Here is a 25114-nt window from a genome sequence, read left to right on the forward strand (position 1 = left end):
AATTCACATTATGGCTTTGATTTCCTGCTATGAGCTTTGCGGTAATGACTCGGTGACTGCCCATAACGCCGCTTGAATGCACCACTAAACGAATGATCCGACGCATAGCCTACCAACTCGCTAATCTTGCTAATTGAATACTGTTCTTGCCGCAAAAACCTTGCCGCCAGTCGCAAGCGATAATTACTCAGATATGCCAGCGGCGTTATGCCAACTGACTGCTTAAAACGCTCATTAAGTCCTGAGCGCGACAGCCCAGATGCCTTCGCTAAACCCTGTAGCGTCCAAGCATCTTCTGGGTAGCGATGCATCAGATAGAGGGTGTTTGATAGATAAGGATCTTTTAGGGCGGCCAGCCAATTACCATTTCCATCTCCATTACTAATGGCATTATTTTCACTACTGTGGTCGGCATCATCGTCTATTTGCCATGGATGACCAATCCACGATGGCGTCCTGTCTAGGGTATTATCCGTAGTGTGGTTTATGCTGTCTTTAGACCCTGATGCCATTTCTAGCTGTTCGACATACTCGCGTATACACTCAATCATCAGCATGCCAGCCAAGCGCTCAAGCATCGTGGTCTTGCCGGGGCGCTGCAAGCTCACTTCTAATAAGAAAAACTGCAAGCCAATATGCACCACATCATTATAAGCCGAGTGCTTTTGGGTCACTGGCGGTAAACTGGCAGGCAACGCGGATAGCAAAGGTCTTGCCATATCGGTGTCAAATTGACTGCGTACCACAATAAATTGTGCCTCGTTATCTTGCACATGGTTACTTTGAGCATGATTAGTTTGACCGCTATTTGTATTGTCAATCTCTAAGCCAATCTGACCTTCAGTGTGTGCAGGCATGATTGTTTTGGCTGTAAGCTTAGACACCATTGGCGCTGATTGACACGCATAGCTGCCTTGTGTGGTCAACATCATCATATTGTTGGCTGTGATCACTTGCCTGTCATTATTATCATTGCCATAGCACAGATGCACCTTGCCACTGATAACCACGATAAAGGTCAAATAATCCTGTCTACTCTGTACCAGTTGCCAAGAGCCGCTAGCCTTGACAGTGATATATTGCACCTTTTGCAAATGCATCTCATCAAACAATCGACTTAAAATATCCATATTTTAGACCAATACTAGGGTGTGTCATCATTTAGATTGTGAGGCTTAAGATGAGAAAAATTGCAGCCAAACAAGGAAGGAATTGCCGTAAATATGAACATATTGACAAGATTTCTGACGATGTTTGGCTAAATTTAGCCATTTTAAGACCACTAAATGTATCAATGTGCTAATTGATGACACGCCCAAACTACTCGCTTTAAAAAGCGTTATCAACGTTAATTACTATAGTAGATACTAAATAAAATGGGTACACGACATTATAATGCGTGACTGATATAAATTTTTTGTAGCCTCTGTATGCGTAGGCACAGCAAGCAAGAAAAATTTTACCAGTCACGCTGGATCTCTTTTATATTGCCCTGACTATATCTATTTATACGCTATACACGCACCTCTAACATAACGAAGTCCGACAATTAAATCTGAATATATTTGCATTTTTGGACGCAAAGTGAGATTTTTTTGTCAATCAACGCCGTTTTAAATGCTATCAAAGATCATAATAAATGATCAGAATCTTGATTGATGATACATAAACGAAATCGTTAAAGGTGGCTATCAAGGAATGTGGCTATCAAACACCGCGTAAAATCACGATAAATAATAGACTAGGTAAGTCTGACACCATATCTGATTTACAGAGGACTGACTATACAAGGACCGTATAATGACTAAGACATTAGGCGCTAAAGAACATGCCATCATTCAAGATGCGATGGATAACTCACCATGGCACGACCCAAAAAGGCGGTTTTGGCTGTGTAGTCCATCACTGCCTCTATTAGGCTGCTTGTTCGCGTTAGGATTACGAGATCAAAAGGGCTTTGATCTCAAAAATACAGCGCTGGCTTGGGGAGGCACTATCTTGATCCACGGTATCATCCCGTTGGCGGATGTGTTGGTCGGTCGTGATGATAGCAACCCACCTGATAGCGCTATGCACGCGCTTGCCCAAGACCCCTATTATAAGTGGATTGCTCATGCTTTTATACCGCTACAATATATGGCTTTTGGTCTGCTGGCCTATCAGTATAGTCAGCGAGAGTTGCCTTGGTATAATCGTTTAGGAGTGGCATTGACGGCAGGAGTCGGCAGTGGTATTGCGATTAATACCGCGCATGAACTTGGCCATAAGTCTGACCACCTAAACCGTACTTTGGCGCGTATCAGCCTTGCGCCAGCGGCCTACGGACATTTCGCCATAGAGCATAATTTTGGTCATCACCGCTGGGTGGCGACCCCAAAAGATCCAGCCAGTAGCAAGTACAACGAGAGTTTCTGGCAGTTTTTGCCGCGCACAGTGTTTGGTGGTCTACGTTCCGCCGTAAATATTGAAACCGAGCGGCTCGCCCGTCGACATAAAGGCTTTTGGAACAAAGACAACGAGTTGTTGCAAGGTTGGGCGATGTCGGCGGTACTTTATGCCACTCTTTATAAGGCTTTTGGCAAAAAGATTCTACCCTTTATTGGGTTGCAGGCAGTATATGGCTTTAGTCTGTTAGAAGTAGTTAATTATCTAGAGCACTATGGTCTGCTCAGAGAGCAAGACGACAACGGCCGCTTTGAGCGTACGCAACCGGAGCACAGCTGGAACAGCAATCACACCGTGACCAATTTGTTTTTGTATCAATTGCAGCGCCATTCTGATCACCACGCGCATCCAAGCCGCGCTTATCAATTGCTCAGACATTTTGAGGAAGCACCGCAACTGCCGATAGGCTATGCCACGATGATTATGCCTGCCTATATCCCGCCATTGTGGTTTGCTATTATGAATAAGCGTGTCAGAGCACATTATGATAATGATATGAGTAAAATTAATATGCACCCCAAACCATTAAGTCCATTAATGCAGCGGACGACGAATATCATTGAAAAAGGCTTACAGCGATTAAATCGCCTCACATCAAAACGTGCGAGTAGATAAATTTAGAGCAATGAGCTGAAAGTAGTGAACTAAAAGTAATGAACGTTGAGACATAAAAAAACACGTTACTAATGAACGTGTTTTTTATTATAAAAGTATAGCGATAGTGATAAACGGATTAAGCCAACATCCCGCCATCAACGACTATCGTTGCGCCCGTGGTATAACTTGAGGCGTCAGACACTAGGTACAATACCGTGCCAGCCATCTCGTCAGGATTAGCCACGCGTCCTAATGGAATCGCATGTAGCGCCATTTTTAAGACTTTATCATTGGTGGTCAATGCGGAGGCAAACTTAGTATCGGTTAAACCAGGCAGCAGCGCATTAACGCGAATGTTTAATGGACCGCATTCTTTGGCAAAAGATTTGGTCATACTAATCACAGCCGCTTTGGTGATTGAATAGATACCTTGCTTGTCACCCGCGACCAAGCCATTGACTGATGCGGTATTTAAAATCACTCCGCCGCCCTGCTCGCGCATCATCTTGCCCGCCGCCGTCGACATAAAGAAATAACCACGAATATTGACTTCGACAGTCTTATCAAAAGCGGCTAAGTCCGTATCTAAGATATGCCCGTAGTAAGGGTTGGCAGCGGCATTATTGACCAAGATATCGATTTGACCGAACTCACTTTTGATGTGCTCAAAAATAGCATCAATCTGATCCATATTTCCGACATGGCACGCAAAGGCACTGGCTTTATGACCATCAGCGACAATGCTATCGGCGACTGCTTGGCAAGCATCAATCTTACGGCTAGAGACAATGACGTGCGCGCCTCTTGATGCCAATAGACGGGCGATAGATTCGCCAATACCGCGACTAGCACCTGTGACCAAAGCAATCTTGCCTGTTAAATCAAATAAATCTTTCATTATTATTCCTTATATTTTGAATTAGCTATTCAGCTTTCAATTTTTTATCGTAAATACTTAATAAATTATAGTCGAAAAACTGCAAATCCATTACAAGGCAGCCGAGCGTAGATAGTACATCGAGCGAGGCTAACACCGTAATGATTTAGCAGTTATTTGACTATTAAGCCAACATGCCACCATCAAGGGTAAACGCATGACCATTCATAAAGCTGCTTTCATCGCTCGCAAGCCATGCAATCGCGCCGGATACTTCATCAACTGTCCCTAAACGGCGTAGCGGGCTGGCATTAATTGTTGCTTTTTGCGCGCGCTCGCCCATCTTCGCCATGGTATTTTGCACCATAGGGGTGTCAATAAAGCTTGGGCATACGGCGTTAAAGCGAATATTGACGCGCGCATATTCATGAGCAGCAGACTTCGTCAGTCCCATCACGCCATGCTTCGCGGCGCTATACGCTGACAATAACGGCGCAGAACGTAGCCCTGCGATAGAGGCGACATTAATCACGTGACCGCCGCCATTGGCTGCCATACAAGTAACAGCAGCACGCATGCAATGCCAGACGCCTTTTAGATTAACGGCAATATTACGGTCAAAGTCCTCATCGCTTAGCTCATGCATCGGTGCAGGCTGATGGTCGATGCCCGCATTATTTACTACGACATCAAGACCACCCAGCGTTTCCATGGCAAAGGTAAATAATGCGCGCACTTCGTCGCCACTCGTCACATCGACCTTTTTAAAGACGATACTATTGCCAGCGTCTTGACCTTGCTTGGCAACGGCTGCGCCCATCTCTTCTGCCATATCACCGATCACAACTTTCGCACCGCGACTGGCTAGCAATAACGCACTTGCTGCGCCAATACCAGAGGCACCGCCCGTGATCAAAATTCGTTTGCCCGTTACATCTGATGCAATTCCGTTTGTATTCAGTGTCATGATCTATCCCTCTACCTTAAGTACCAGTTTGCCGAAGTTTTCACCGTTAAAGAGCATCATCAAAGTATCAGGGAACGTCTCGATACCTTCAACGATATGGTCTTTTACTTTCATGTCGCCTGACTGAATCCAGCCAGCAATTTCTTTCATCGCGATTGGATACTCTTTGATATTATCAAAGACAACGATGCCTTCCATACGGGCACGATTGACCAATAACGATAGATAGTTTGACGGCCCTTCTACCGCTGTGGTGTTGTTATATTGGCTAATCGCACCGCAAATCACGATACGCGCACGCAGATTAATTTGGGTAAGGACGTCATTTAAGATATCGCCGCCTACGTTGTCAAAGAAGACATCAACACCGTTTGGACAGGCTTGCTTTAAGCCTTTTTTGACATCCTCATTTTTATAATCTACCGCAGCATCAAAACCTAGCTCATCGACTAAGAATTTACATTTCTCAGCACCGCCCGCGATGCCAACGACTCGGCAGCCTTTTAGTTTGGCAATCTGTCCAACCAAACCACCAACCGCACCCGCAGCACCAGAGACGACGACTGTCTCGCCAGCTTTTGGTTGACCAGTTTTTAATAAGCCAAAGTAACCGGTCATACCCGGCATACCGAGCACGCCTAAGTAATAAGATAAGGGTGCAAGGTTTGGATCGACTTTGTATAACCCAGTACCGTCACTGACCGCATACGACTGCACGCCATTATGACCACAGACATAATCGCCGACGGCAAACTTCTCATGCTTACTTTCAATCACTTCGCCCACGGTACCCGCACGCATGACATCACCAATCTGTACCGGCTCGATATAAGATTTGGCATCGTTTAACCAGCCACGCATCGCTGGATCCATCGAGATATATTCAATTTTTATCAGTAACTGACCGTCTGTGATAATCGGTAGTTCTGACTCAGTATAATCCCAAGTCTCCGCACTCGGCGCACCAACAGGTCTTTCTTTTAAGCGCCACTGCTTATTCATTGTTGTCATTATTTATTCCTTTAAATTTTTATAAAAAGCCATTGGTATCGTTTGCTTAAAAAGAGTTTATTCAAAATAAGCCAAATATATTAAAAAGCGTTCTTCTGGGATAAATTTTTCTCGCTTGCTGTGCGCTTTGCACTCCAGAGGCTTCGAAAAATTCATCCCAGCATCACATTGGTCGTATTGTTCAGGCATGTTCTTATATTGAAAACATTCCAAACAATTACTTAAAACCATTCTGCTTGCATATTGGTACATACCGCATTGTCATTATTTAGCAGTTCGATATCGCGATTGATTAACGGCAATTCCCAATCGATAAAGTATTTGGCTGCTTGTAGTTTGCCATGATAGAAGTTTTGCTTTTCAACGTCGGTTGTATCACTTAACAACTGTTCCGCTTTGCTAGCTTGGCGAATCCAAATCCAGCTGACCACGATAGAGGCAAAGATATTCATCAATGCTTGCGCGTTGCCAGTCAGCGTTAGTGCTTTTTCCGTTTGCAGGATTTTGCTTAGATGCACCAATACTTCATGCAAATGACCCATATAAGGCATCAATTTACCGGCGAGTTTGGCGGTTTCTGGTGTGGTGATGCTCTCTAAGTCTTGGGTAATTTCACGTTTGAGAATTTGAATACCAAGACCCTTGTTTTGCCATAACTTACGGAATGACAAATCTAACGCTTGCACGCCATTTGTGCCTTCATGAATGGGATTGAGACGATTGTCACGCCAAAATTGCTCGGCTTGATACTCGCGCGTATAGCCTGCACCGCCCAATACTTGAATGCCTAAATCATTGGCCTTTGGACCATATTCAGATGGCCATGCTTTTAATACTGGGGTTAATAAATCCAGCAGTTCTGATAGCTCAGCTTTTAGTGTTGCATCTTCACAGGTATTGATACGGTCAATCAGGTTTGAGCCGTATAAACACAGTGATATGCCGCCCTCGCTATAGGCTTTTTGCGCAAGCAACATACGCTTCACATCGCCATGCTGGATAATCGCTGTTGCTGCATCTTCAGGCTTGTTATTCGGTGCAATTCTGCCCTGCGTTCTGTCTTTGGCATAATCGAGCGAATATTGATAACCACGATAGCCAATCATCGCCGCGCCAAAACCAACCGCGATGCGCGCTTCATTCATCATCTTAAACATATAACGCAGACCAAAATGCTCTTCGCCGATAAGATAGCCATAGCACTCGCCTGCATCGCCAAAGCTTAATGCGGTAGAAGTCGCGCCTCGATAGCCCAGCTTATGAATAAGGCCCGTTAAATGCACGTCATTGCGCTCGCCGACCGATGCATCCTCATTCAGACGATACTTCGGTACGGCAAATAAAGAGATACCTTTGACGCCACCAGGACCGCCCGGCACTTTGGCTAGTACCAAATGCACGATATTGTCAGACAATTCGTGATCGCCTGCTGAGATATAAATCTTGCTGCCTTTGACGCGATAGCTGCCGTCGTCTTGTTTAACGGCGGTAGTTTTGATATCGGCAAGTGATGAGCCAGCATGTGGCTCAGTTAACGCCATTGTGCCGGTAAATTCACCCGTTAGCATACGCGGCATAAAGGCATTTTTAATCTCATCACTGGCGAAATGTGAAATGACATTAATCGCGGCTGTGGTTAAAAATGGATAAGCTGTCGTTGATGGGTTGGCCGCCATAAAATAGCCTGCCACTGCGGTCATAACCGTTTCGGGTAATTGCATGCCACCATCGTCAAAGCTATAACGACCAGCGATGAAGCCCGACTCACGAAACGCATCAAAGGCGACTTTTACGTCACTTATCATGCTGACTTTTTTGCCATCGAACTGTGGTTCGTTCTTATCCGCAATATGGTTATGGGGCAAGAATAAATTGGTCGCGATTTTATTGGCAGTGTCTAATACTGCATCGAAGGTTTCGCGGCTGTGTTCTGCAAACTTCGGATGCTCGGTTAAATGTTCAGTGCCCAATACATCATATAGTTGGAACGGTAACTCAAAGTCATTGATAAGCGTATCTGCTGCCATAGTATTCTCGTTAACTCATTAAATTTGGTGATTCATTGATATTAATCTAATTTAACGCCTTGCCGTATTGTCATTTATGACATAATTATGGTCAAATAAGACATCCTCTCTAACCTATGGTGAGTGAATTTCAAATTACGTATCGTGCGGCTGGTGAATATCAGCCATAAATTTGCATACACTTAAAGGAAGCCAAATTTTGCCCTACTTCAAACCGTTTAAAGTGATTATCGTTGGCTTCGATGGCGTGCTCGGCAGTGTGCTCGCTGGGGCGCTAGATTTATTTTCATTTACTGGCGTCAGCTGGCAACGGTTTTTGGATGAGGCAGTAGAACCAAGGTTTGACGTGCAGATTGCAAGCTTAGGTGGCGCGGATATTAGATGCAGCAACCGTTTGATTATGCGCGCGCATTGCGATATTCAGGAAGTCACAGAGTGCGACTTACTATTAATTCCAACCATTGGCGATTCAATCGATAAAGTATTGAGCCAAAATAGCGAGTTAATTCCGCATATAAAGCGACTGGCGAATACCAAGGCGGATATCGCTAGTAATTGTAGCGGCGCGTTCTTTTTAGCAAAGGCAGGCTTACTCGATGGCAAAGTAGCGACCACCCATTGGGGCTATGCCAGTAAGTTTAAGGCAGATTTTCCACTGGTTGATTTGCAAGAAAATCAATTTGTCACTCAATCAAAGAACCAATCAAACAGCCAGCCAAAAAGTGATTCAGCACACCAATCAGGCAATATATTTTGTGCGGCAGGTGGTAGCGCCTTTTATGACTTGGGATTGCTATTAATTGAGCGGTATTGCGGGCGTGAGATTTCTACCCAAGTGGCAAAAACCCAGATTATTGATAGTAAAAGAGGCAATCAAAACAGCTATACCAATGTGACGTTGCATAAGCCACATTCAGATCAACTGGTTAAGCAAGTACAAGAGTTTATCGAGGAAAACTTCAAGCAATCTATTCAAGTTAGCGGCTTGGCAGCCATGGTAAATATCACCCCACGCACGCTAAACAGACGCTTTCAATCCTGCGTTGCGATGCGCCCGATTGAGTATATTCAAGCGGTGAGAATTGAGCAGGCCAAGCGCTTACTGGAATTGGGCGATGTGACGATAAAATCGTTAGCGGAGCAAGTTGGTTACGATGATATTTCCTCATTCACTAGGCTTTTTAAACGCGCTACTGAACTGACCCCGAAAGAGTATCAGGATAAATTTTCGAGACTGGCGATTTAACTTTATAGTGTATTTTTTCAAAGTAATACGTTGCTGAAGCAAATTTATCACAGCAAAAATTTTATGTAGTTAATTCGATATAAAAACGATACAGCGAGACGAAAAGTTGTTTTGCGCAGCATCTGTCGGCGTAGGCACAGCACGCAAGAAAAACAACTTTTCATTGAGCAACTTGATAGCCATGTAACTGATTTATTTGGATTCGACTATAGACCTAAATTTTATTGCCACAAGCCTTCGACATGAATGGCGTCCGACTTAATAGTGGGATAATTACTAAATACTAACTGATAGCCATCGACCGTATTTGGACTAATCTGACACATCGCGCCAAGTGGAAAGCTGTGTTTTTGTCCAATATGACCAAAGCGCATGCCGCTATAAATCGGCAATCCTGTCAGCTTATGCAATTGACGAATCACGGTGGCGACATCATAACGCTTGTCATAGCTATCCTCACCGCTACCCGATAGCGCGCCAAACATGATGGCTTGCTGATCTTTAAACACACCTGCCAAATACAAATCATACAGCATGCGCTCAATACGATAGGCTTGCTCGCCGACATCTTCTAAAAATACGATACCGCCAGCAATTCGTGGCACATACTCACTGCCTGCCAGCGCCGATACGACACTCAAATTGCCACCCCAAATAGTGCCCGTTATCGTTTTTGGCTCAGAACTTGACAGAATACTGGGTAAATTTGGACTGGTTAACGACGCATCTGGTATGTTGACAGACAAATTAGGATTGGTTAATGCTTCCACAAATTGTCGACAGCTGACTTGGTCGGGTTTGGTTTTGCCAAACTCACTATAAAGCATCGGGGCAGCAAGCGAGCTCATGCCTCCTTTTGCCAGTAGCGTACACTGAATCGCGGTCACATCACTAAAGCCCGCCAGTATCGTGCCACGCTCCTTCATAATACGACCAAGCGTCGACCAATCCACCATCGGCAATAAACGCACGGCACCATAGCCACCACGTACCCCAAGTAGCAGTTTAGGTGCTTTAATTGCACCCGTAGCGATGTTTTGCAAATCACTAGCGCGCTGCGAATCCGTACCTGCAAAGCGCAAATACTGCCGTTTGGTAATCGTAGGATTGTCGACTTTAAAGCCCGCACAAGCCATGCGATCTAACGCCAATTCATTACGCTCGTCACTACCACCGACGTTGGAGCTGGCAAAAAGCCGCGTCTCAATATTTGGCGTGATACAACTCGTTTGCGCCTGCAATGTTTCGGCCGCTGCTTGTTGTGATGTTTGTCCTGATGGCAAATCATCTTTGGTCAGTTGCGTGCTGTTATCTTGCTCAGTAGTATTAGCAGCCAGCGCTTGAGTGATGCTTTGGGTCGCTAACAGCCCTGCCCCTGCGCTGATTCCGACTTGACGTAAAAACTGGCGACGATTCAGCTCAGAAAATTTCTTGGTCATTACTCTACCTTTTATGCCATGCAGTTAGGATCTGTTGAACAGACGTCTTTAGCACACGTTAAATATTTGTTTTTATCACATCTCATAAAACTGGATTATAACGCAGGTTTGAACAATATCGCGTTTTAGGAAGGTTAAGCTAAGCTCAATCTATCGTTTCTATAGTCAACAAAACGCTACAGAATCACTCACAGCCTTATTTGGATGAAGTGACGACTCTTGTTATAGTAAAGGGCGTTCAATAGTCTTTAACAAAAAATAAGGAATATAAGTATGGCTGACAAAGAGAAAGATGATAAAAGTCTGATAGACAGCATTAAGCTCATCTTGGGTAAAGAAGATAAAATAAATGACCAGCTCGAAAACGGTCGCGGCCTTGAGCGTTATACCAAGGATTTGCTACTGCTGATGAGTTTAGTTAAAGATTATTATCAAGGCAACTATCGCAACATTCCCTACAAAACTATTTCTGCGGGAGTGGTCGGTCTGCTCTATGTGCTAAATCCTATTGATATTATTCCGGATTTTATTCCCTTTATCGGTCAAATCGATGATGCGTTGGTACTGAAATTTTGTCTTAAGCTCATGGAAAAAGACTTACGCAAGTACAAAACTTGGAAAGATCAACAAACAGCCTCTAAAGATGAAAAGTCTAATAAAGACGCTGCCTCAAAGCCGACCAATAAAAAGCTAGAAGATAAGACTAAGAACACCGAAAAAAAAGCCACAAATAAAGAGTCCAAAAAGTAATGATAGCTTTCTAATAATCGATATTAACTACATATAGTTGATTCAGTTTAAAAGAGATACAAGGCAACCGAGTGCAGATGTATATGCGATACTTCAAGCGAGGTTAACGCTGTAGCTCTTTTATAAAGGATTGACTATATCCAGAGTACTTCTTTAAATTAACATTAATAATAAAGAAACGGTCAATGAGCTATTCATTGACCGTTTCTTCGTATTAGGGCGCGTTCTCAATTCAAGCGATTGTATCTAAATGAGCTAAAAATGGCTAAATTTTGCCAAACATCATCAAATAGCTGATCAATATCCCGATATTATTTGCGCTATTTTCCTCGTTTGACTGCAATTTATCTCATTTTTATCACCATTTTTAAAATGAGGACACGCCCTAGATTAACGACATCTTTATCTATTTTACTTTTTCAAAATTTTATCAATCCGGCACATCATAACGGGCTTTTTCTGGATTAAGACCGAACGAATACACAAAGGTCGCAACGAGGCTGTTTATAATGATGAACGGGAAATCGATAGCGGTATGTCCAAGCACGTAGCGACCGATGAGCCATGAGACAATCAGCATAACAATAAAGAACCCGCCCAAATACGCCAAGATAGCTGGATGCTTAAGATTGTAGGGCTGCTCAGGTTCAGGTTTTTTGTTTAATACATAGGTTCTTATCGCCCAACCAGCCGCATAAGAAAACCCACCCAACACCACATAACTAAAAAAATTCATATTACCTGACTCTAATGACTTGACTACTTATGAGAAAAGACTGCTTATAACAAAAGATTGTCTATAATCGATGACGTATGCTTAGCTGCCTGTGCCGACATTATCAATAATAATATTGGCATGCGGATTGGCTAAAATATCAGTATTGACGTCATCACACTCTACGCGATAGATAGTATTGGCACCGCGATAAATATACGACAAATACTCACTGTCCAATAGCGGATCGATATTGGCATAGACAGGCTTCACATGAGCCAGTACCAGCACTCTATCGGGACGGCCAATGACAGCGTCAACATTATCAGGATCTATAGAGAAAAACGTGGGTATCTCGCTATTTTCAAGCACTTCTAACGGCTCGGCGTCATCCCAGACGCGCCCGCTACTTGCCGGCTCTTTCATTTGCATCATCCATGTGCCACCCTGCTGACTGACTTTTATTTGCGCAGGCTCATCATGACTGACCGTATAGCAGCCTTCAAAGACAGACAGATCTGCTGCCGCTTCAGCCACGTCGCTATCGGCTTGGGTGCTAGTATCATTGCAAGCGCTCAACAGTAACGCGCTACTCGCAGTGATACTGACCATCAACAGCGTTAATCTTTTATAAAAAACGTTTGAGCGTAAGGACATAATAGGGTTATCCTGCATTCGTGCATTAAAACTTTTAGGAAGATAGGAAGAAAGCTGTCGTTAATCAGTGCCGTTCGTGAATTATGAGGAAAAAGCAGCCATTGAAACTGCCCTTTAAATGACTATCCACGCTACTTTAGGATGTGAGTAGGCTGATACTCATGCCGTCAAAGGCTGGTTTCCTTATAACAATTCTGCCTATTTTAACAGAAAACGAAAGGCGTACTATTATGATATGTGGTTTTGCGATTTTGTGCATTACGATTGCCCATATCAACGATAGATTTGTTATACTCAAACGCATTTGAATGATGCGCCACCACTGTTTTAATGGCGCTCGAAAAACCGCTTAATTCTATCCTACGTTAATCACTTATTAGGTCATACATTTTTTATGTCAGACAATCGCACTTCTACGCCACATAGCCATAAAGACCACGCGATTGATCCGTTGGCCGCCAAAAAAAATACCACGGTGGCCTACACTGACGGCGCCTGTAAAGGCAATCCGGGTGCTGGTGGTTGGGGTGCACACTTGATATTTAGTGATGGGCACACGCAGGATTTATATGGCGGCACGAAAGAAACCACCAATAATCGTATGGAATTGATGGGTGCGATACAAGCATTGACCCATAGTCCACATGAGCACAATCTCGAGATTTGGACAGACTCTAGCTATGTCAAAAAAGGCATTACTGAATGGATTGAAGGCTGGAAAAAACGAGGGTGGAAAACAGCCAGTAAAAAACCTGTTGCCAATCAAGACCTTTGGCAACAATTAGACGCGTTATGCCAACAGCGCGACGTTGACTGGCATTGGGTGAAGGGTCACGCTGGACATGCAGGCAACGAAAAAGCGGACGAGCTGGCAAACTTAGGCGTAACGTCCAGCAGTGAAGATTTATCGGCAAGAGATGCGCAAGAAATGGCTAAAAAAAAAGAGCAAATAATGCCTAATAAATCGCAAAATACCTCTAATCAAAATATCTCTAATCAAAGCACCTCTAATAATGATGACTGGCTGAAATATGATCCGTTAGGTCTTGATATAGATGACGAGCTTGACGACGAGCTTGATGAAGAAGTGTTCGATGAAGAAGTGCTTGACGAAGAAGCCCTCGATGACGAACCATTCGACAACCCTCTATTAGACGAACAAAGCCATAACAATGCTAGCAAACCAATGAGTACCACAGACATGCCAGAAGCCCAGACGATGACGACTGACACCATAATGAATAATGACAATCCAGACACGCCGACTGATGAGCCAAAATTTGACGGTGACACCAGCCGTGCCAATCCATACTTTAAGCCATTGCTACCCAAGCCAATAAACCGTCACCAATCTGATCGTCAGCTGATTATGGATACCGAGACCACGGGTCTGGATCCGCAAAAAGGCGATCGTGTCATTGAAGTCGGTATTGTCGAGATGATCGGGCGCAAATTCACTGGCGAAAAGCTACACGTTTATATCAATCCCCAGCGCGGGATGGATGAAGAAGTGATTCGCATTCATGGTATCTCTGAAGCGTTTTTAACCGACAAACCCACCTTTGATCAAGTCGCTCAGTCGCTTTACGACTTTATGGATGGTGCCGAAATCATCGCTCATAATGCCACCTTTGATATGAACTTCTTAAACATGGAGTTTGCTAAAGTTGGGATGAATGACTTTGCACAACGGGTAAAAGTCACTGACTCGCTAGTCATGGCCAAACAACAATATCCGGGGCAAAAAAACACCCTAGATGCCCTCGTGCGCCGCTTAGATGTCGGTAAACAAGACCGTACATTCCATGGGGCATTGTTGGATTCCGAGATTTTAGCCGAAGTCTATCTGGCGATGACTGGTGGACAGGTCACCCTCGCTATCGAAGAAGACTCTCAAGCAGACGGTGGACAGACAGCCCATGCTCACTTTGCCAACTTGGCCTCTTTATTACTAGCATCACCCACTGATGAGACAGCCAATCAGAGTTGGTATAGCGAGTTAGCCGAAGAATATTCTGAATTAAAAGCCAACATATAGCATGTGATTAAAATAACCTTTTATACTGACATTTGGATACTGTATAGTTTTGATTATCATCATGAGCGTTATCGGTTACTCATAAACGCCTGTTAAATCATCGTCTAAATGATCGCTATTTTCATCAGTACGTTATGGAAAAATAACTATGAACCAGTCTGCACAAATGAAATTAACTGCCCCAACGCTTAGTGTTACTGACTTTAATCTGCCATCGCTACATCTGTTGCATGATGAAATTATCGTCACCCTTAAAGACACTGAGATTCATCTGAGCGAATTTAACGATGACAATAGTCAATCTCCTTTATTATTAGACTCTATCACTGTGCTAAAGCAGCTGTCTTGTATTTTTGAGTTGATTTCTTTGGTTGGTGCAGAAGTGTTGAATACCGCCATCGTTAATGGCTTACAGCGCCTTTATAACAGTGGTGATAATAACGATACTGCGTTGATTATGGATCTGTCAGAAGCCATCATGACTTTGGATCGTTATGTAGAATTTGTGCTATTGACTGAGTCAGTAGAGCCAACTTTGCTATTACCTATCATTAATAAGCTTAATGCTCATGGACAGCTCGCGCCTATCGAAGCAGACTATTTTGCGACATTTGGTAGTAGCAGTGTCATTATTGCCAACCCTGAAAAGAACTTTCAGCCGCTACAAGAGCTTAATCTCGATAGTGAGCTGCTGACCTATGCCTATCGTAGTGGTCTTGGGGTTGCACTGCTCAATCAAGATGGCGTAGTGAGCCAAGATGCTCAACAAAATCTGGATGCCATGAGTGCTGCGTGTGCGTTGATAGCCGCTCATAGCAACAGTTTATTTTGGCAAGCTGCTACTGCTGCGGTCACTGATCTCGCGACCATTTTGCCGCTTAACCTCAGCCAAAAGCATACACTCATTTATCTAGAGCAGCAGTTCCAAAGCTATCTACCCATCATGGACACGCGTTTTGCTGATTTGGTCAGTTTTGCTTGTCAGCGCGATAACGAAGCCGCAAAACTGCTGCGTGAACAATATGCGGCCAATCAATTAGAAGGCCCACAGCGCGAGCAAATGAAGCGCTTTTTATTCGGTCCTAATCGTGCGCTGACAGATACGTTGAATGCTATCATTCAGACGCAAATCAATACGATTAAAGAAGATGTCGATAGCTACGCGCGCGGTGATTCACTCAATCCTGCTGACATGCAGACAGCACAAATTATCGAGCAGTTGACGGTACTGGGCTCAGCATTACGCTTGTTGGGACTGTCAAATGCGGCGACCAGCCTGAGTGCAGCAGCAGACGCAGTAAGCAAGTGGCGCATACCCTCACCTGAAGATTTTGATTATCTACTCTTGGCATTGATGCATGCTGAAAACGCTACTATCGCCATGGCCGAGATGCATACCCCAGGGGCGATCTACTTGCCACTCAATAACCCCCATATCTCGTTACATCAGCTCAATACAGCTTATGATACTTTAATACAAGAAAGCCGTACTGCCATTGCTAGTGCCGAGCAAGCGATTAACGATTACTTATCTGAGCCTGAGCGCGATATGCTCAACATTCAAAACATACCTGAGATGCTACGTCAAGTAGCCGGCGCGGTACGCTTTTTACAACTGCTAACACCGGCCAGTATGCTGAGTCAATTGGCCAACTATATACAACAACGTATCGAAAGTGGCAATCGCATCGACGACAGCACCTTAGCTTATATCGCTGACGTGATTATGGCTGTTGATCATCATTTAGATGGTTTTGAGCACAACCGTCCAGTGAGTAAACAAGCGCTTAATGTTGGTCAACGAAGCTTAAGCCAATTACTAGCCGCTTAATGATTTTAGCGGCATCTGTGCTGACGAGTGATTTAAAACTTTTACTTTAAACAAGTTCGTACCTTATTTGCTACGTACTTGATTTAGACCGTTTGGAAACCTGCTTATGACTCGCGCTTTTGTATTTAGTGATGATACTGTACTCTGCCACCAAACGATCAACGGCTGGTGGCCATTGTACATCCAACTACCACCGTTCAATAACAGTGGCAAAGAGCCACAACCTACCTATCAGATAGGCAACGTAGCGCTACTCGAAAGCCTAGCACCAAGTCACTGGCAGTCTGAGGCTAATAATAGTATCAATGATGGTACAGAGAGTTTGGTTGCGACTGAGTCTGGTTCTGGAACTACCGAGGACGCTGCCACTTTCACTGCGCAAGCAGCCAATGCCATTACCTATGATTATGCAGTAGCGCATGATATCGCATTGCCTATGATTGCAGAGGGCAGCGGGAACGCTTTTGTGCCGTATCGACAGCTTATCACGCAGTTACCTGCCGCCTTATCAGCTCAGATTAGCCAAGCCATACAGCTGTTACGCTGGCAGACAGATACGCAGTTTTGTAGTCGCTGCGCATCCCCAGTCGTTCATGCCACAGCAGATGAGCGCGCCATGGTCTGTCCAGTATGCCGATTACGCCAATATCCCCGTGTCCAGCCTTGTGTTATTACGGCTATCACTCGACCCAATCCGCAGACGGGAGAGATGCAAATTTTGCTCGCCCATCATCACCGCTATGGAGAACAAAAGCGCCCCCTAATGTACGGCTTGATTGCAGGTTTTGTAGAAGTGGGTGAAAGTTTAGAGCATGCGGTTGTGCGAGAAGTAGCAGAAGAGGTCAACATCAGCCTATCAGATATTCGCTATGTCAGCAGTCAGCCATGGCCATTTCCTTCTAATTTAATGCTTGGTTTTCGCGCTTCTTATGCGGCTGGCGATATTGTAATACAAGAAGAGGAGCTGTCACACGCCGATTTTTTTGATCTCTCTAATTTGCCCAAAATACCGTTTAAGGGCAGCATTGCCTACGAGCTGATCGCCCAGATTGCTCATGAACAAGGCATCGCACTATAGTAGATTGAATATCTACTATAATACAAGCGCCTCACTTTAATGTCTCTATCCATGTTAATAACTCCAGTCTTGATGACCGATGTTAAGGTTTTTAATTAAATGCAAAGCAGTAGTAATATTCGTCTAATCAATCTGCCCATACTGTTCGATACCTTGAATATCGAAACATTGCCTGCTGATATGCAAGCAAAAATTGCCCTTATTGACGCCTGTCTGCCGCAGACGCAGTGCGGTCTGTGTGAACATCCAGACGGTTGCCTGCCTTATGCTACCGCTATCGTAGTAGATAACGAGCCGTACAATAAATGTGTGCCGGGTGGTCAACCGGTTACTGATGCTATTGCGCAAATCGTGACTCTTGACAGCGATGAAACAACCCTCAAAGCCGCGCCATCTCAGTGGCCGATAGACGCCACATCGACGCGGCCGACCGAGGTACGCGCCGTCATCCGTGAAGATGACTGTATCGGTTGTACTAAATGTATACCCGCCTGCCCCGTCGATGCTATCGTTGGTACTGGCAAGCACATGCACACTATCTTTACGGACTTGTGCACGGGCTGTGAGCTTTGTATCGCACCTTGCCCAGTTGATTGCATTGATTTGGTCACGATTGAGCGTGAGCTGTCTATCTCTGAGCGCGAGGCAGAACAAGAAGACTTAAGGCAGCGCTATCATACTCATCTTAGACGCGTCACCGAGCAGCTTGCTGATAGTAGCAATAGTAGACCTGTGGTCAGCATGGTCGAGGCAAAGCTGAATAATGCCGCCAGTCAATCGTTAAATATAAGTGAAGCACAAGCAAAAAACACCATTGCAGCAGCCAAGCTACGCAGTAAAATCAAAAAGCTAGAAAAACAATTAAGTGCTCGTCCAAATGAGAGCAAACAAACGGATCTTGACGCATTGCAAGCCGAACTTGCGCAGCTATGACTATTTCATAAATACGTGCATTATATAGTGGATTCACGTTAAAAATGTTCAACAGACCCTAGACTAATTAATGGTAAAAATACCATGAGTAAAACCGTCAAACACAAAACTGCCGATACCCCACCATCGCGGCGCATGCCCAATCGTGACGTCCGTCCATTCTTTGAAAAGTTGGCAGCGATGATTGATGAGCCAGTGACGGAATTACATTATAAAAGTAATTTTGAGCTACTGATTGCAGTCATCTTATCTGCACAAGCGACGGATGTGAGTGTCAATATTGCCACCCAGAAATTATATCCAGTGGCGAATACCCCTGAAGCAATCTTGGCACTGGGTGAAGAGGGTTTAAAGTCCTATATAAAAAATATTGGCTTGTATAATGCCAAAGCTAAAAACGTTATCAAAACCTGCCAAGATTTGATTGAGAAGTTTGATAGTACCGTCCCTGATAATCGTAAGGACTTAGAATCGCTCGCTGGCGTTGGACGCAAAACCGCCAATGTGGTCTTAAATACCGCTTTTGGGCAACCAACTATGGCCGTCGATACGCATATTTTTCGTGTGGGCAATCGGACTGGTCTTGCCACGGGCAAAAACGTATTAATCGTTGAAAACAAGCTGGTCGAACGCATCCCAGACGACTTTATCGTAGATGCGCACCATTATCTGATTTTACATGGCCGCTATACTTGTCAGGCTCGCACACCCAAATGCGGTGCTTGCCCTGTCTATGACGAATGTATGTTTAAGGACAAAGCCAAGTTTTTGGAACTGTAGTTTTAAGGATTACAGCTTTCAGAATTATAGTTTTAAGGATTACAGCTTTCAGAAGTACAAACACTCTTTATTTAGAATTGAGGAAGCCCAATGCATACGCTGACCGCCCTACTATTTGACGATTTTGAGACCTTGGATCTGTTTGGACCTATCGAGATGTTTGGCTGCTTGCCTGAGCATTATCGTCTGCAATTTGCCTCGCTGAGTGGTGGTATCATTCACAGTAAACATGGCGTTGCGATGCAGACGGTCGCTGTCACAGAATTGGCGTATCAGACTGATATTGTATTGATGGTTGGCGGAATGGGTACTCGCCAGCAGATCAATCATAGACCGTTTTTGCAAGCGCTTACCACACTGGTTGAACACGCTGATTGGGCGCTTAGCGTTTGTACGGGTAGCGCATTATTGGCTAAAGCTGGTGTTTTGGATGGCAAGCGTGCAACGTCTAATAAGCTCTCATGGCAATGGGTAATAACGCAGTCTGATAAAGTCCATTGGGTAGAGCAAGCGCGCTGGGTCATCGATGGCAAGTTTTATACTTCTTCAGGGGTTAGTGCTGGCATGGATATGGCGCTTGGCTTTATCGCTGACAGACATGACATAGAGACGGCTCGTCAGATCGCTAACTATACTGAATATCGCTGGCAAGAAAATAGCGATATTGATGACTTTTACCATGGTTAATCCAATCCATGCCCAGTTACTTCATAATACTATCCATCGCTAGAGTTTTAACTCGATTCACGGTAAAATGTCATAATTTTTTGATTCAATTTTGCCTTATTTTTCCGTTAACATTTAATCCTGACTGAGTTTATAGATTACAGTCCTTGCCATTAAGCGATCCAACTATGCGCGAATACAACTTATTTACCTCAGAATCTGTGAGCGAAGGCCATCCTGATAAAATGGCTGACCAAATCTCAGACGCTATTCTTGATGCCATCTTACGTGAAGATCTCCATGCCCGCGTTGCCTGCGAAACCTTGGTTAAAACCGGTGCCGTGATATTGGCTGGTGAAGTGACCACAACGGCAAATATCGACGTCGAACGTATCGTGCGTGATACTGTCAACGGTATCGGTTATCACCATTCTGACTTGGGTTTTGATGGCGAGACGTGTGCGGTTATTAACATGCTGGGTAAGCAATCTCCAGAAATTGCCCAAGGTGTCGATCGTAGCGATCCTGAAGAGCAAGGTGCAGGCGATCAAGGCTTGATGTTTGGCTACGCCAGCAACGAGACTGAAGTATTGATGCCGGCCGCTATTGAATATGCTCATCGCTTGATGGAGCGTCAGTCTGAGCTACGCCGCGCTGGTGATCTGCCATGGTTGCGTCCCGATGCCAAGGCGCAAGTTACCTTAAAATATGATGGCACTCGTCCCGTTGCTATCGATGCTGTCGTTCTATCGACCCAGCATGATCCCAGTATCTCGCAAGCAGATTTGCAAGAAGCGATTATGGAATCTATCATTAAGCAAGTATTGCCAGCAGACCTACTGCATGCTGGCACACGCTACCACATCAATCCCACGGGCAAATTTGTCATTGGCGGGCCGGTTGGTGACGCTGGATTGACGGGTCGTAAAATCATCGTTGATACTTATGGCGGCATGGCACGTCATGGCGGCGGTGCCTTTAGTGGCAAAGACCCTTCAAAAGTAGATCGCAGCGCTGCTTATGCTGTGCGTTATGTTGCCAAAAACATCGTCGCTGCTGGGCTGGCTGATCGCTGTGAAGTGCAAGTGAGCTATGCCATTGGGGTCGCTGAACCGACATCTATCTCGGTCAACACCTTTGGTACCAGCAACATCAGCCATGACGAGATCATTCGCCTGATTCGTACCCATTTTGATCTGCGCCCTTATGGCATTACCCGTATGCTGAACTTATTGCAACCTATGTATCAGCAGACTGCGACGTTTGGGCATTTTGGTCGTCCCGGCTCTGAAACTGCCTTTACGTGGGAAAAAACAGACAAAGCTGAAATCTTAAAAGCAGACGCAGGCTTGTAAAAATACTACGTTATGTCCCTTAGTCTCTTACAAACAGACCGTCTCTATAAATCCAAAATTACCGATACTTATTAGGAGTCGCTTATGTCTCAAGACAATATTCAAGATAACAACATTCAAGACAGCAATGTTGATGCTAGCGTTGAAATCACCCCTGAAATGCAGGCGTTTTATCAACGTGCCGATGCCATCATCGGTATCGCCAACAGTCAGTTGGGTTCTGATGCTCATTCAGGTCAAGTAGGCGCGTCTTTGTTGTATGCTGCCGCACGTTATAGCGCGTCAGTTGCGTCTATTGGCTTTGTAAAAGGTGACGACTTTGCCAAAGAAAAAGACGATATTGTCGAGTTCTACGTCAAACAATATCGCCAAATGCTAAGCGACAACTTAACCGATTATGCACAAAATTTTGATAAATACGTTCAGCTAAATCAAGATGATAAAGTCGCTAAATAAGTCTTTTTAAATACTTAAAGCATAGCAATTATGCTTTATGGCAGGCTTAAAGATCATTAAACATTAAACCCAAGCCTAATTGTAGGCTTGGGTTTTTTATTAACCCTGAGTAGTTAAGCATACAGTCCATTCAATTTAAAAGAAATACAAGGCGACCGAGTGTAGATGTAATATTTCAAGCGAGGCTAATGCTGGCACTCTTTTATATAGTCAAAATACCCCAAGAACGCTACGATACTGCTGATATTACTTTTCACTGACTATAGTGGATTGACTATATTCTTGGATGCTGGTTATCGACCATAGCATTAAAGCCTGTGCATATATTGAGCACAACATAAAAAAGGACATGATATCGCTATCATGTCCTTTTCGTTTAATACAAATATTACGTTCAGTCTACTATTCAGCAGCGATAGCGATCATCTCAACCAATAGCTCAGGACGTGCTAGTGCTGACTCGCCACAAGCACGAGCTGGAGGCTGAATGCCTTCAAACCATTTATCATAGACTTCATTCATTGCTGCAAAATCCGCCATGTCTTTGATCCAAACCGTCACTGATAGTAGTTTTGATTTATCACTACCGACTTCTTCTAGCAGCGTTTGGATTTTTTCTAAACACGTCAAAGTTTGTGCTTTGATATCGTCTTCTGCATTGCCCACTTGACCACACAAATATACGGTCTGGTTGTGGACGACAATTCTGCTCATGCGTTGAGTGCTGTGTAGTTTTTTGATCATTTTATATACCTTCAAATTATTGATTTAAGTCTGTGCTAAATCTATCAAATGCACTATTATTTCGAAAAACGCTGGGCGCTAAATGGTGCAACATCTACCAATAATGGCTTATCATGAATCATCTCTTCAACGAGACGCCCTGTCATAGGCCCTAGAGTAAAACCTTGATGACTGTGACCAAACGCAAACCATAATTTGTCATGCTTATCCGCGGGACCAATGACTGGCTTCATATCAGGCATACAAGGACGTGATCCTGCCCAAGCTTCACTTTCTACCGCGTCTTCTAATGGTAAGATTTTACGAGCCAGCTTCAATACGGTTTTTAATTGTCCAAAATTCTTTGGCGCATCCATCGTCGTCATCTCAGCGCCCGTCGTGATACGGATACCTTGCTGCATCGGCCCCATCACAAAGCCTTTGTCCATATCAAACATACTGTGATTGATGGTGTTTTTTTCCGTCACTTTGAAATGCTGATGATAGCCACGCATTGGGAATAATGGCAGATTATAACCAAGTGGTTTAATCAAGTCGTTCGACCAAGGACCCGCGGCGATGACCAATTTATCACTATAGTACGTATCGTTATCAGTGATAACTTTCCAACCTTCGCCGTCTTGTACGATTTCTTTGACATCGCTTTCTTTGATAGTGCCGCCCATCTCTTGGAAGTTTTTCGCATACGCTTTGACTAGCGAGCTTGGGTTCGATACTTGCCAAGAGTTCTTCCAATGAATCGCTCCAACGAAACCTTCAAAATTGGCACTAGGTTCCATTGCTTTTAGTTCTTTAAGGTTTAGGACGTTATGTTCGACACCTTGGTTGCGAGCATCAATGGCTGACGCCTGGGCTTCTTTAAACGTCTCTTCAGAACGATGCAACTGTAACCAGCCATCACGCGTGATGAGCTCGTCAGCACCAGATGCTGAAATCATTGTCTGATGCTCACTAGTACAATGCGCGATCAGCGTCTGCCACTCTGATTCGATTTGTTTGACAGTCGCAGGTACAGAGTATTTCCAGTACTGCAATAACGCTTGATGGTAACGCAGAATCGCTGGTATGCGATAACGAATGTCAGTGCCTTGGTTCGGTAATACTCTGATCATTTCAGTCAATTGACGAGGAAAAGGATGGGTATGAATGGCTTCACGCTGAATCAACCCAGCATTACCATATGAGGTCTCTGACCCTGGTAACTTCTTATCTAACATCAGTACTTGTGAACTATTTTTTTGTAGATGCCACGCAACTGAGGTGCCAACCATGCCTGCACCGATAACGATCACTTCATAGCGCATAACCTATCCTTTTTTTAGGGTGTTAATACAGAGTATCAAATATAAGGGTCTAACAGAATTAGGTGGTAATAGTAACGCATTAGGACAAATTTTAAACCCTTATCTGACGGACTTTTTTGTTATCTAATACTTTTGGTTATAGGATTCTAACAGAAATTAAATTAGTAGGAATAACAGGGTTATTAAATGAACATTCAGTGCGGAATCAGGCTGTCAAACTATGAAATTAGTCAACTAATTGTCAGGCCATTCTTTCTCTTAACTTCATAAGCAAACGCAAATAATTTAAATCTGAGGAAACCATGTACCAAAAACACTATAATCTGCCCCGAATTTATCGGAAGCACATTATAATGTTTTTAGTAAAATAATTAAGGTAAACGAATTTAAAAGATCTTTTACCTATAAAGCTATATAAACAGTTTTTATATTATGGCGTGTCACCATTTAAACTGTAAGGCTTAAAATAAGATAAATTGCAGCCAAACAAGGAAAGTAGCTCAGATGATATCGAGATATTGACTAGCTGTCTGACGCAGTTTGGCAAGATTTAGCCGTTTTTAGGCTCTTTCGTTCAGGTTGGGGACACGTCCTAATAGAGTCAATAATCTCCTGATAGCTATTCACGATATTAAACATAGGTAAGGCTTTCTCTACAACTTCTTTCGATGGTGAAAATAAGTATCCATGAGTGACTGCGCTTAGCATCGTAAAATCATTAAATGCATCGCCTATTGCCATACTATTTCCCAATGATAAAGGATATTTTTCTATAATCTCATGTTTACCATGTTCGCGACTGTACAACACTTTATTAACATAGCCTGCATTATCAATCTGTAAACGATGACAATATACAGTATCCATTGGAACTTCGAGCTGCTGCAAGAATCCTTCAATTAATTCATGAAAGCAGTCTGACACAATCTTAATCTCAAAACCTTTCATCTTTAATGTTTGTAGAAACTCTTTTGCTCCTTCAATTGGATTAAGTTGCCCGATAATACTTTGTATTTTTGGTAGCGTGATCTGATATTTTTCTAGAACAGCTATGCGATATATCATCAGTTTTTGATAATCCTCTACTTCCCTTGTTGTGATGCTAAGCTCAGATATATCTAGGCGCTTAGCTAAAAACTTCCATATTTCTGGGACTAAGACACCTTCCATATCGATAAAGGCTATTTTATTCATTTTG

The 25114-nt window shown here is 43.8% G+C and carries 22 protein-coding genes; 11 read left to right on the forward strand and 11 right to left on the reverse strand.

The window, feature by feature from the left end; translation table 11 throughout:
* Positions 1-8 precede the first annotated feature (8 nt).
* Positions 9-1130 (reverse strand): AraC family transcriptional regulator, encoded by a 1122-nt coding sequence (locus tag ACMFL8_RS09080; protein ID WP_413190752.1) that lies wholly within the window; start codon positions 1128-1130, stop codon positions 9-11.
* 670 nt (positions 1131-1800) lie between these two features.
* On the opposite strand from ACMFL8_RS09080, the gene ACMFL8_RS09085 reads away from it, so the two are divergent.
* Positions 1801-3060, forward strand: a complete 1260-nt coding sequence (locus tag ACMFL8_RS09085; protein ID WP_413190753.1) for an alkane 1-monooxygenase — start codon at positions 1801-1803, stop codon at positions 3058-3060.
* 118 nt (positions 3061-3178) lie between these two features.
* Here ACMFL8_RS09085 and ACMFL8_RS09090 read toward each other — a convergent pair whose 3' ends face one another.
* The 4 genes from ACMFL8_RS09090 to ACMFL8_RS09105 form a co-directional block, all read right to left on the reverse strand.
* On the reverse strand, positions 3179-3940 hold the full coding sequence (locus tag ACMFL8_RS09090; RefSeq protein ID WP_133105365.1) for an SDR family oxidoreductase: 762 nt from the start codon (positions 3938-3940) through the stop codon (positions 3179-3181).
* A gap of 163 nt (positions 3941-4103) precedes the next feature.
* On the reverse strand, positions 4104-4886 hold the full coding sequence (locus ACMFL8_RS09095) for an SDR family NAD(P)-dependent oxidoreductase (RefSeq protein WP_413190754.1): 783 nt from the start codon (positions 4884-4886) through the stop codon (positions 4104-4106).
* Positions 4887-4889: 3 nt separating this feature from the next.
* Entirely contained in the window at positions 4890-5897 is a 1008-nt protein-coding gene (locus ACMFL8_RS09100) for an NADP-dependent oxidoreductase (protein WP_413190755.1), read from the reverse strand.
* Between the two features lie 221 nt (positions 5898-6118).
* Positions 6119-7924, reverse strand: coding sequence for an acyl-CoA dehydrogenase (locus ACMFL8_RS09105; protein ID WP_413190756.1), 1806 nt, complete (start codon positions 7922-7924; stop codon positions 6119-6121).
* 199 nt (positions 7925-8123) lie between these two features.
* On the opposite strand from ACMFL8_RS09105, the gene ACMFL8_RS09110 reads away from it, so the two are divergent.
* Complete coding sequence (locus ACMFL8_RS09110) at positions 8124-9170, forward strand: GlxA family transcriptional regulator (protein WP_413190757.1); 1047 nt, start codon at positions 8124-8126, stop codon at positions 9168-9170.
* Between the two features lie 221 nt (positions 9171-9391).
* Here ACMFL8_RS09110 and ACMFL8_RS09115 read toward each other — a convergent pair whose 3' ends face one another.
* Entirely contained in the window at positions 9392-10609 is a 1218-nt protein-coding gene (locus tag ACMFL8_RS09115; protein WP_413190758.1) for an LD-carboxypeptidase, read from the reverse strand.
* A gap of 273 nt (positions 10610-10882) precedes the next feature.
* Between ACMFL8_RS09115 and ACMFL8_RS09120 the strand changes: the two genes are divergently transcribed.
* Positions 10883-11359 carry a YkvA family protein gene (locus ACMFL8_RS09120; protein ID WP_413190759.1) on the forward strand — a complete coding sequence of 159 codons (477 nt, stop codon included), beginning with the start codon at positions 10883-10885 and terminating at the stop codon, positions 11357-11359.
* 430 nt (positions 11360-11789) lie between these two features.
* Here the strand turns inward: ACMFL8_RS09120 and ACMFL8_RS09125 are convergent, their stop codons facing one another.
* Positions 11790-12095, reverse strand: coding sequence for a hypothetical protein (locus ACMFL8_RS09125; RefSeq protein ID WP_010196130.1), 306 nt, complete (start codon positions 12093-12095; stop codon positions 11790-11792).
* A gap of 81 nt (positions 12096-12176) precedes the next feature.
* Entirely contained in the window at positions 12177-12731 is a 555-nt protein-coding gene (locus ACMFL8_RS09130) for a hypothetical protein (RefSeq protein ID WP_413190760.1), read from the reverse strand.
* 394 nt (positions 12732-13125) lie between these two features.
* On the opposite strand from ACMFL8_RS09130, the gene dnaQ reads away from it, so the two are divergent.
* The 8 genes from dnaQ to ACMFL8_RS09170 all read left to right on the forward strand — a co-directional run bounded on the left by dnaQ (position 13126) and on the right by ACMFL8_RS09170 (position 21868).
* Complete coding sequence (dnaQ, locus tag ACMFL8_RS09135) at positions 13126-14769, forward strand: DNA polymerase III subunit epsilon (RefSeq protein WP_210539781.1); 1644 nt, start codon at positions 13126-13128, stop codon at positions 14767-14769.
* Between the two features lie 148 nt (positions 14770-14917).
* Positions 14918-16600, forward strand: a complete 1683-nt coding sequence (locus tag ACMFL8_RS09140) for a hypothetical protein (protein ID WP_194618875.1) — start codon at positions 14918-14920, stop codon at positions 16598-16600.
* A gap of 106 nt (positions 16601-16706) precedes the next feature.
* Positions 16707-17678: an NAD(+) diphosphatase gene (gene nudC, locus ACMFL8_RS09145; RefSeq protein WP_189581164.1), complete on the forward strand. Its 972-nt coding sequence runs from the start codon at positions 16707-16709 to the stop codon at positions 17676-17678.
* 99 nt (positions 17679-17777) lie between these two features.
* On the forward strand, positions 17778-18611 hold the full coding sequence (locus ACMFL8_RS09150) for an RnfABCDGE type electron transport complex subunit B (protein WP_189581161.1): 834 nt from the start codon (positions 17778-17780) through the stop codon (positions 18609-18611).
* Between the two features lie 84 nt (positions 18612-18695).
* Positions 18696-19391, forward strand: coding sequence for an endonuclease III (nth, locus tag ACMFL8_RS09155; RefSeq protein ID WP_189581158.1), 696 nt, complete (start codon positions 18696-18698; stop codon positions 19389-19391).
* A gap of 90 nt (positions 19392-19481) precedes the next feature.
* Complete coding sequence (locus ACMFL8_RS09160) at positions 19482-20078, forward strand: DJ-1/PfpI family protein (protein WP_352310503.1); 597 nt, start codon at positions 19482-19484, stop codon at positions 20076-20078.
* A gap of 167 nt (positions 20079-20245) precedes the next feature.
* The gene (gene metK / locus ACMFL8_RS09165; protein WP_010196152.1) at positions 20246-21412 is read left to right on the forward strand and encodes a methionine adenosyltransferase; all 1167 of its coding nucleotides are present in this window, start codon (positions 20246-20248) and stop codon (positions 21410-21412) included.
* An 84-nt stretch (positions 21413-21496) separates the two neighbouring features.
* Positions 21497-21868, forward strand: a complete 372-nt coding sequence (locus tag ACMFL8_RS09170) for a DUF3144 domain-containing protein (RefSeq protein ID WP_189581152.1) — start codon at positions 21497-21499, stop codon at positions 21866-21868.
* Positions 21869-22270: 402 nt separating this feature from the next.
* On the opposite strand, the gene ACMFL8_RS09175 is transcribed toward ACMFL8_RS09170, so the two are convergent.
* From ACMFL8_RS09175 to thrH, 3 genes are all read right to left on the reverse strand, one after another.
* On the reverse strand, positions 22271-22609 hold the full coding sequence (locus ACMFL8_RS09175; RefSeq protein WP_040642715.1) for a RidA family protein: 339 nt from the start codon (positions 22607-22609) through the stop codon (positions 22271-22273).
* 59 nt (positions 22610-22668) lie between these two features.
* Positions 22669-23916, reverse strand: coding sequence for an NAD(P)/FAD-dependent oxidoreductase (locus tag ACMFL8_RS09180; protein ID WP_413190761.1), 1248 nt, complete (start codon positions 23914-23916; stop codon positions 22669-22671).
* 522 nt (positions 23917-24438) lie between these two features.
* Positions 24439-25110: a bifunctional phosphoserine phosphatase/homoserine phosphotransferase ThrH gene (thrH, locus tag ACMFL8_RS09185; protein ID WP_413190762.1), complete on the reverse strand. Its 672-nt coding sequence runs from the start codon at positions 25108-25110 to the stop codon at positions 24439-24441.
* Positions 25111-25114: the final 4 nt, after the last annotated feature.

Source organism: Psychrobacter sp. AT9 (assembly GCF_047272965.1).
Classification (GTDB): Bacteria; Pseudomonadota; Gammaproteobacteria; order Pseudomonadales; family Moraxellaceae; genus Psychrobacter; species Psychrobacter glaciei.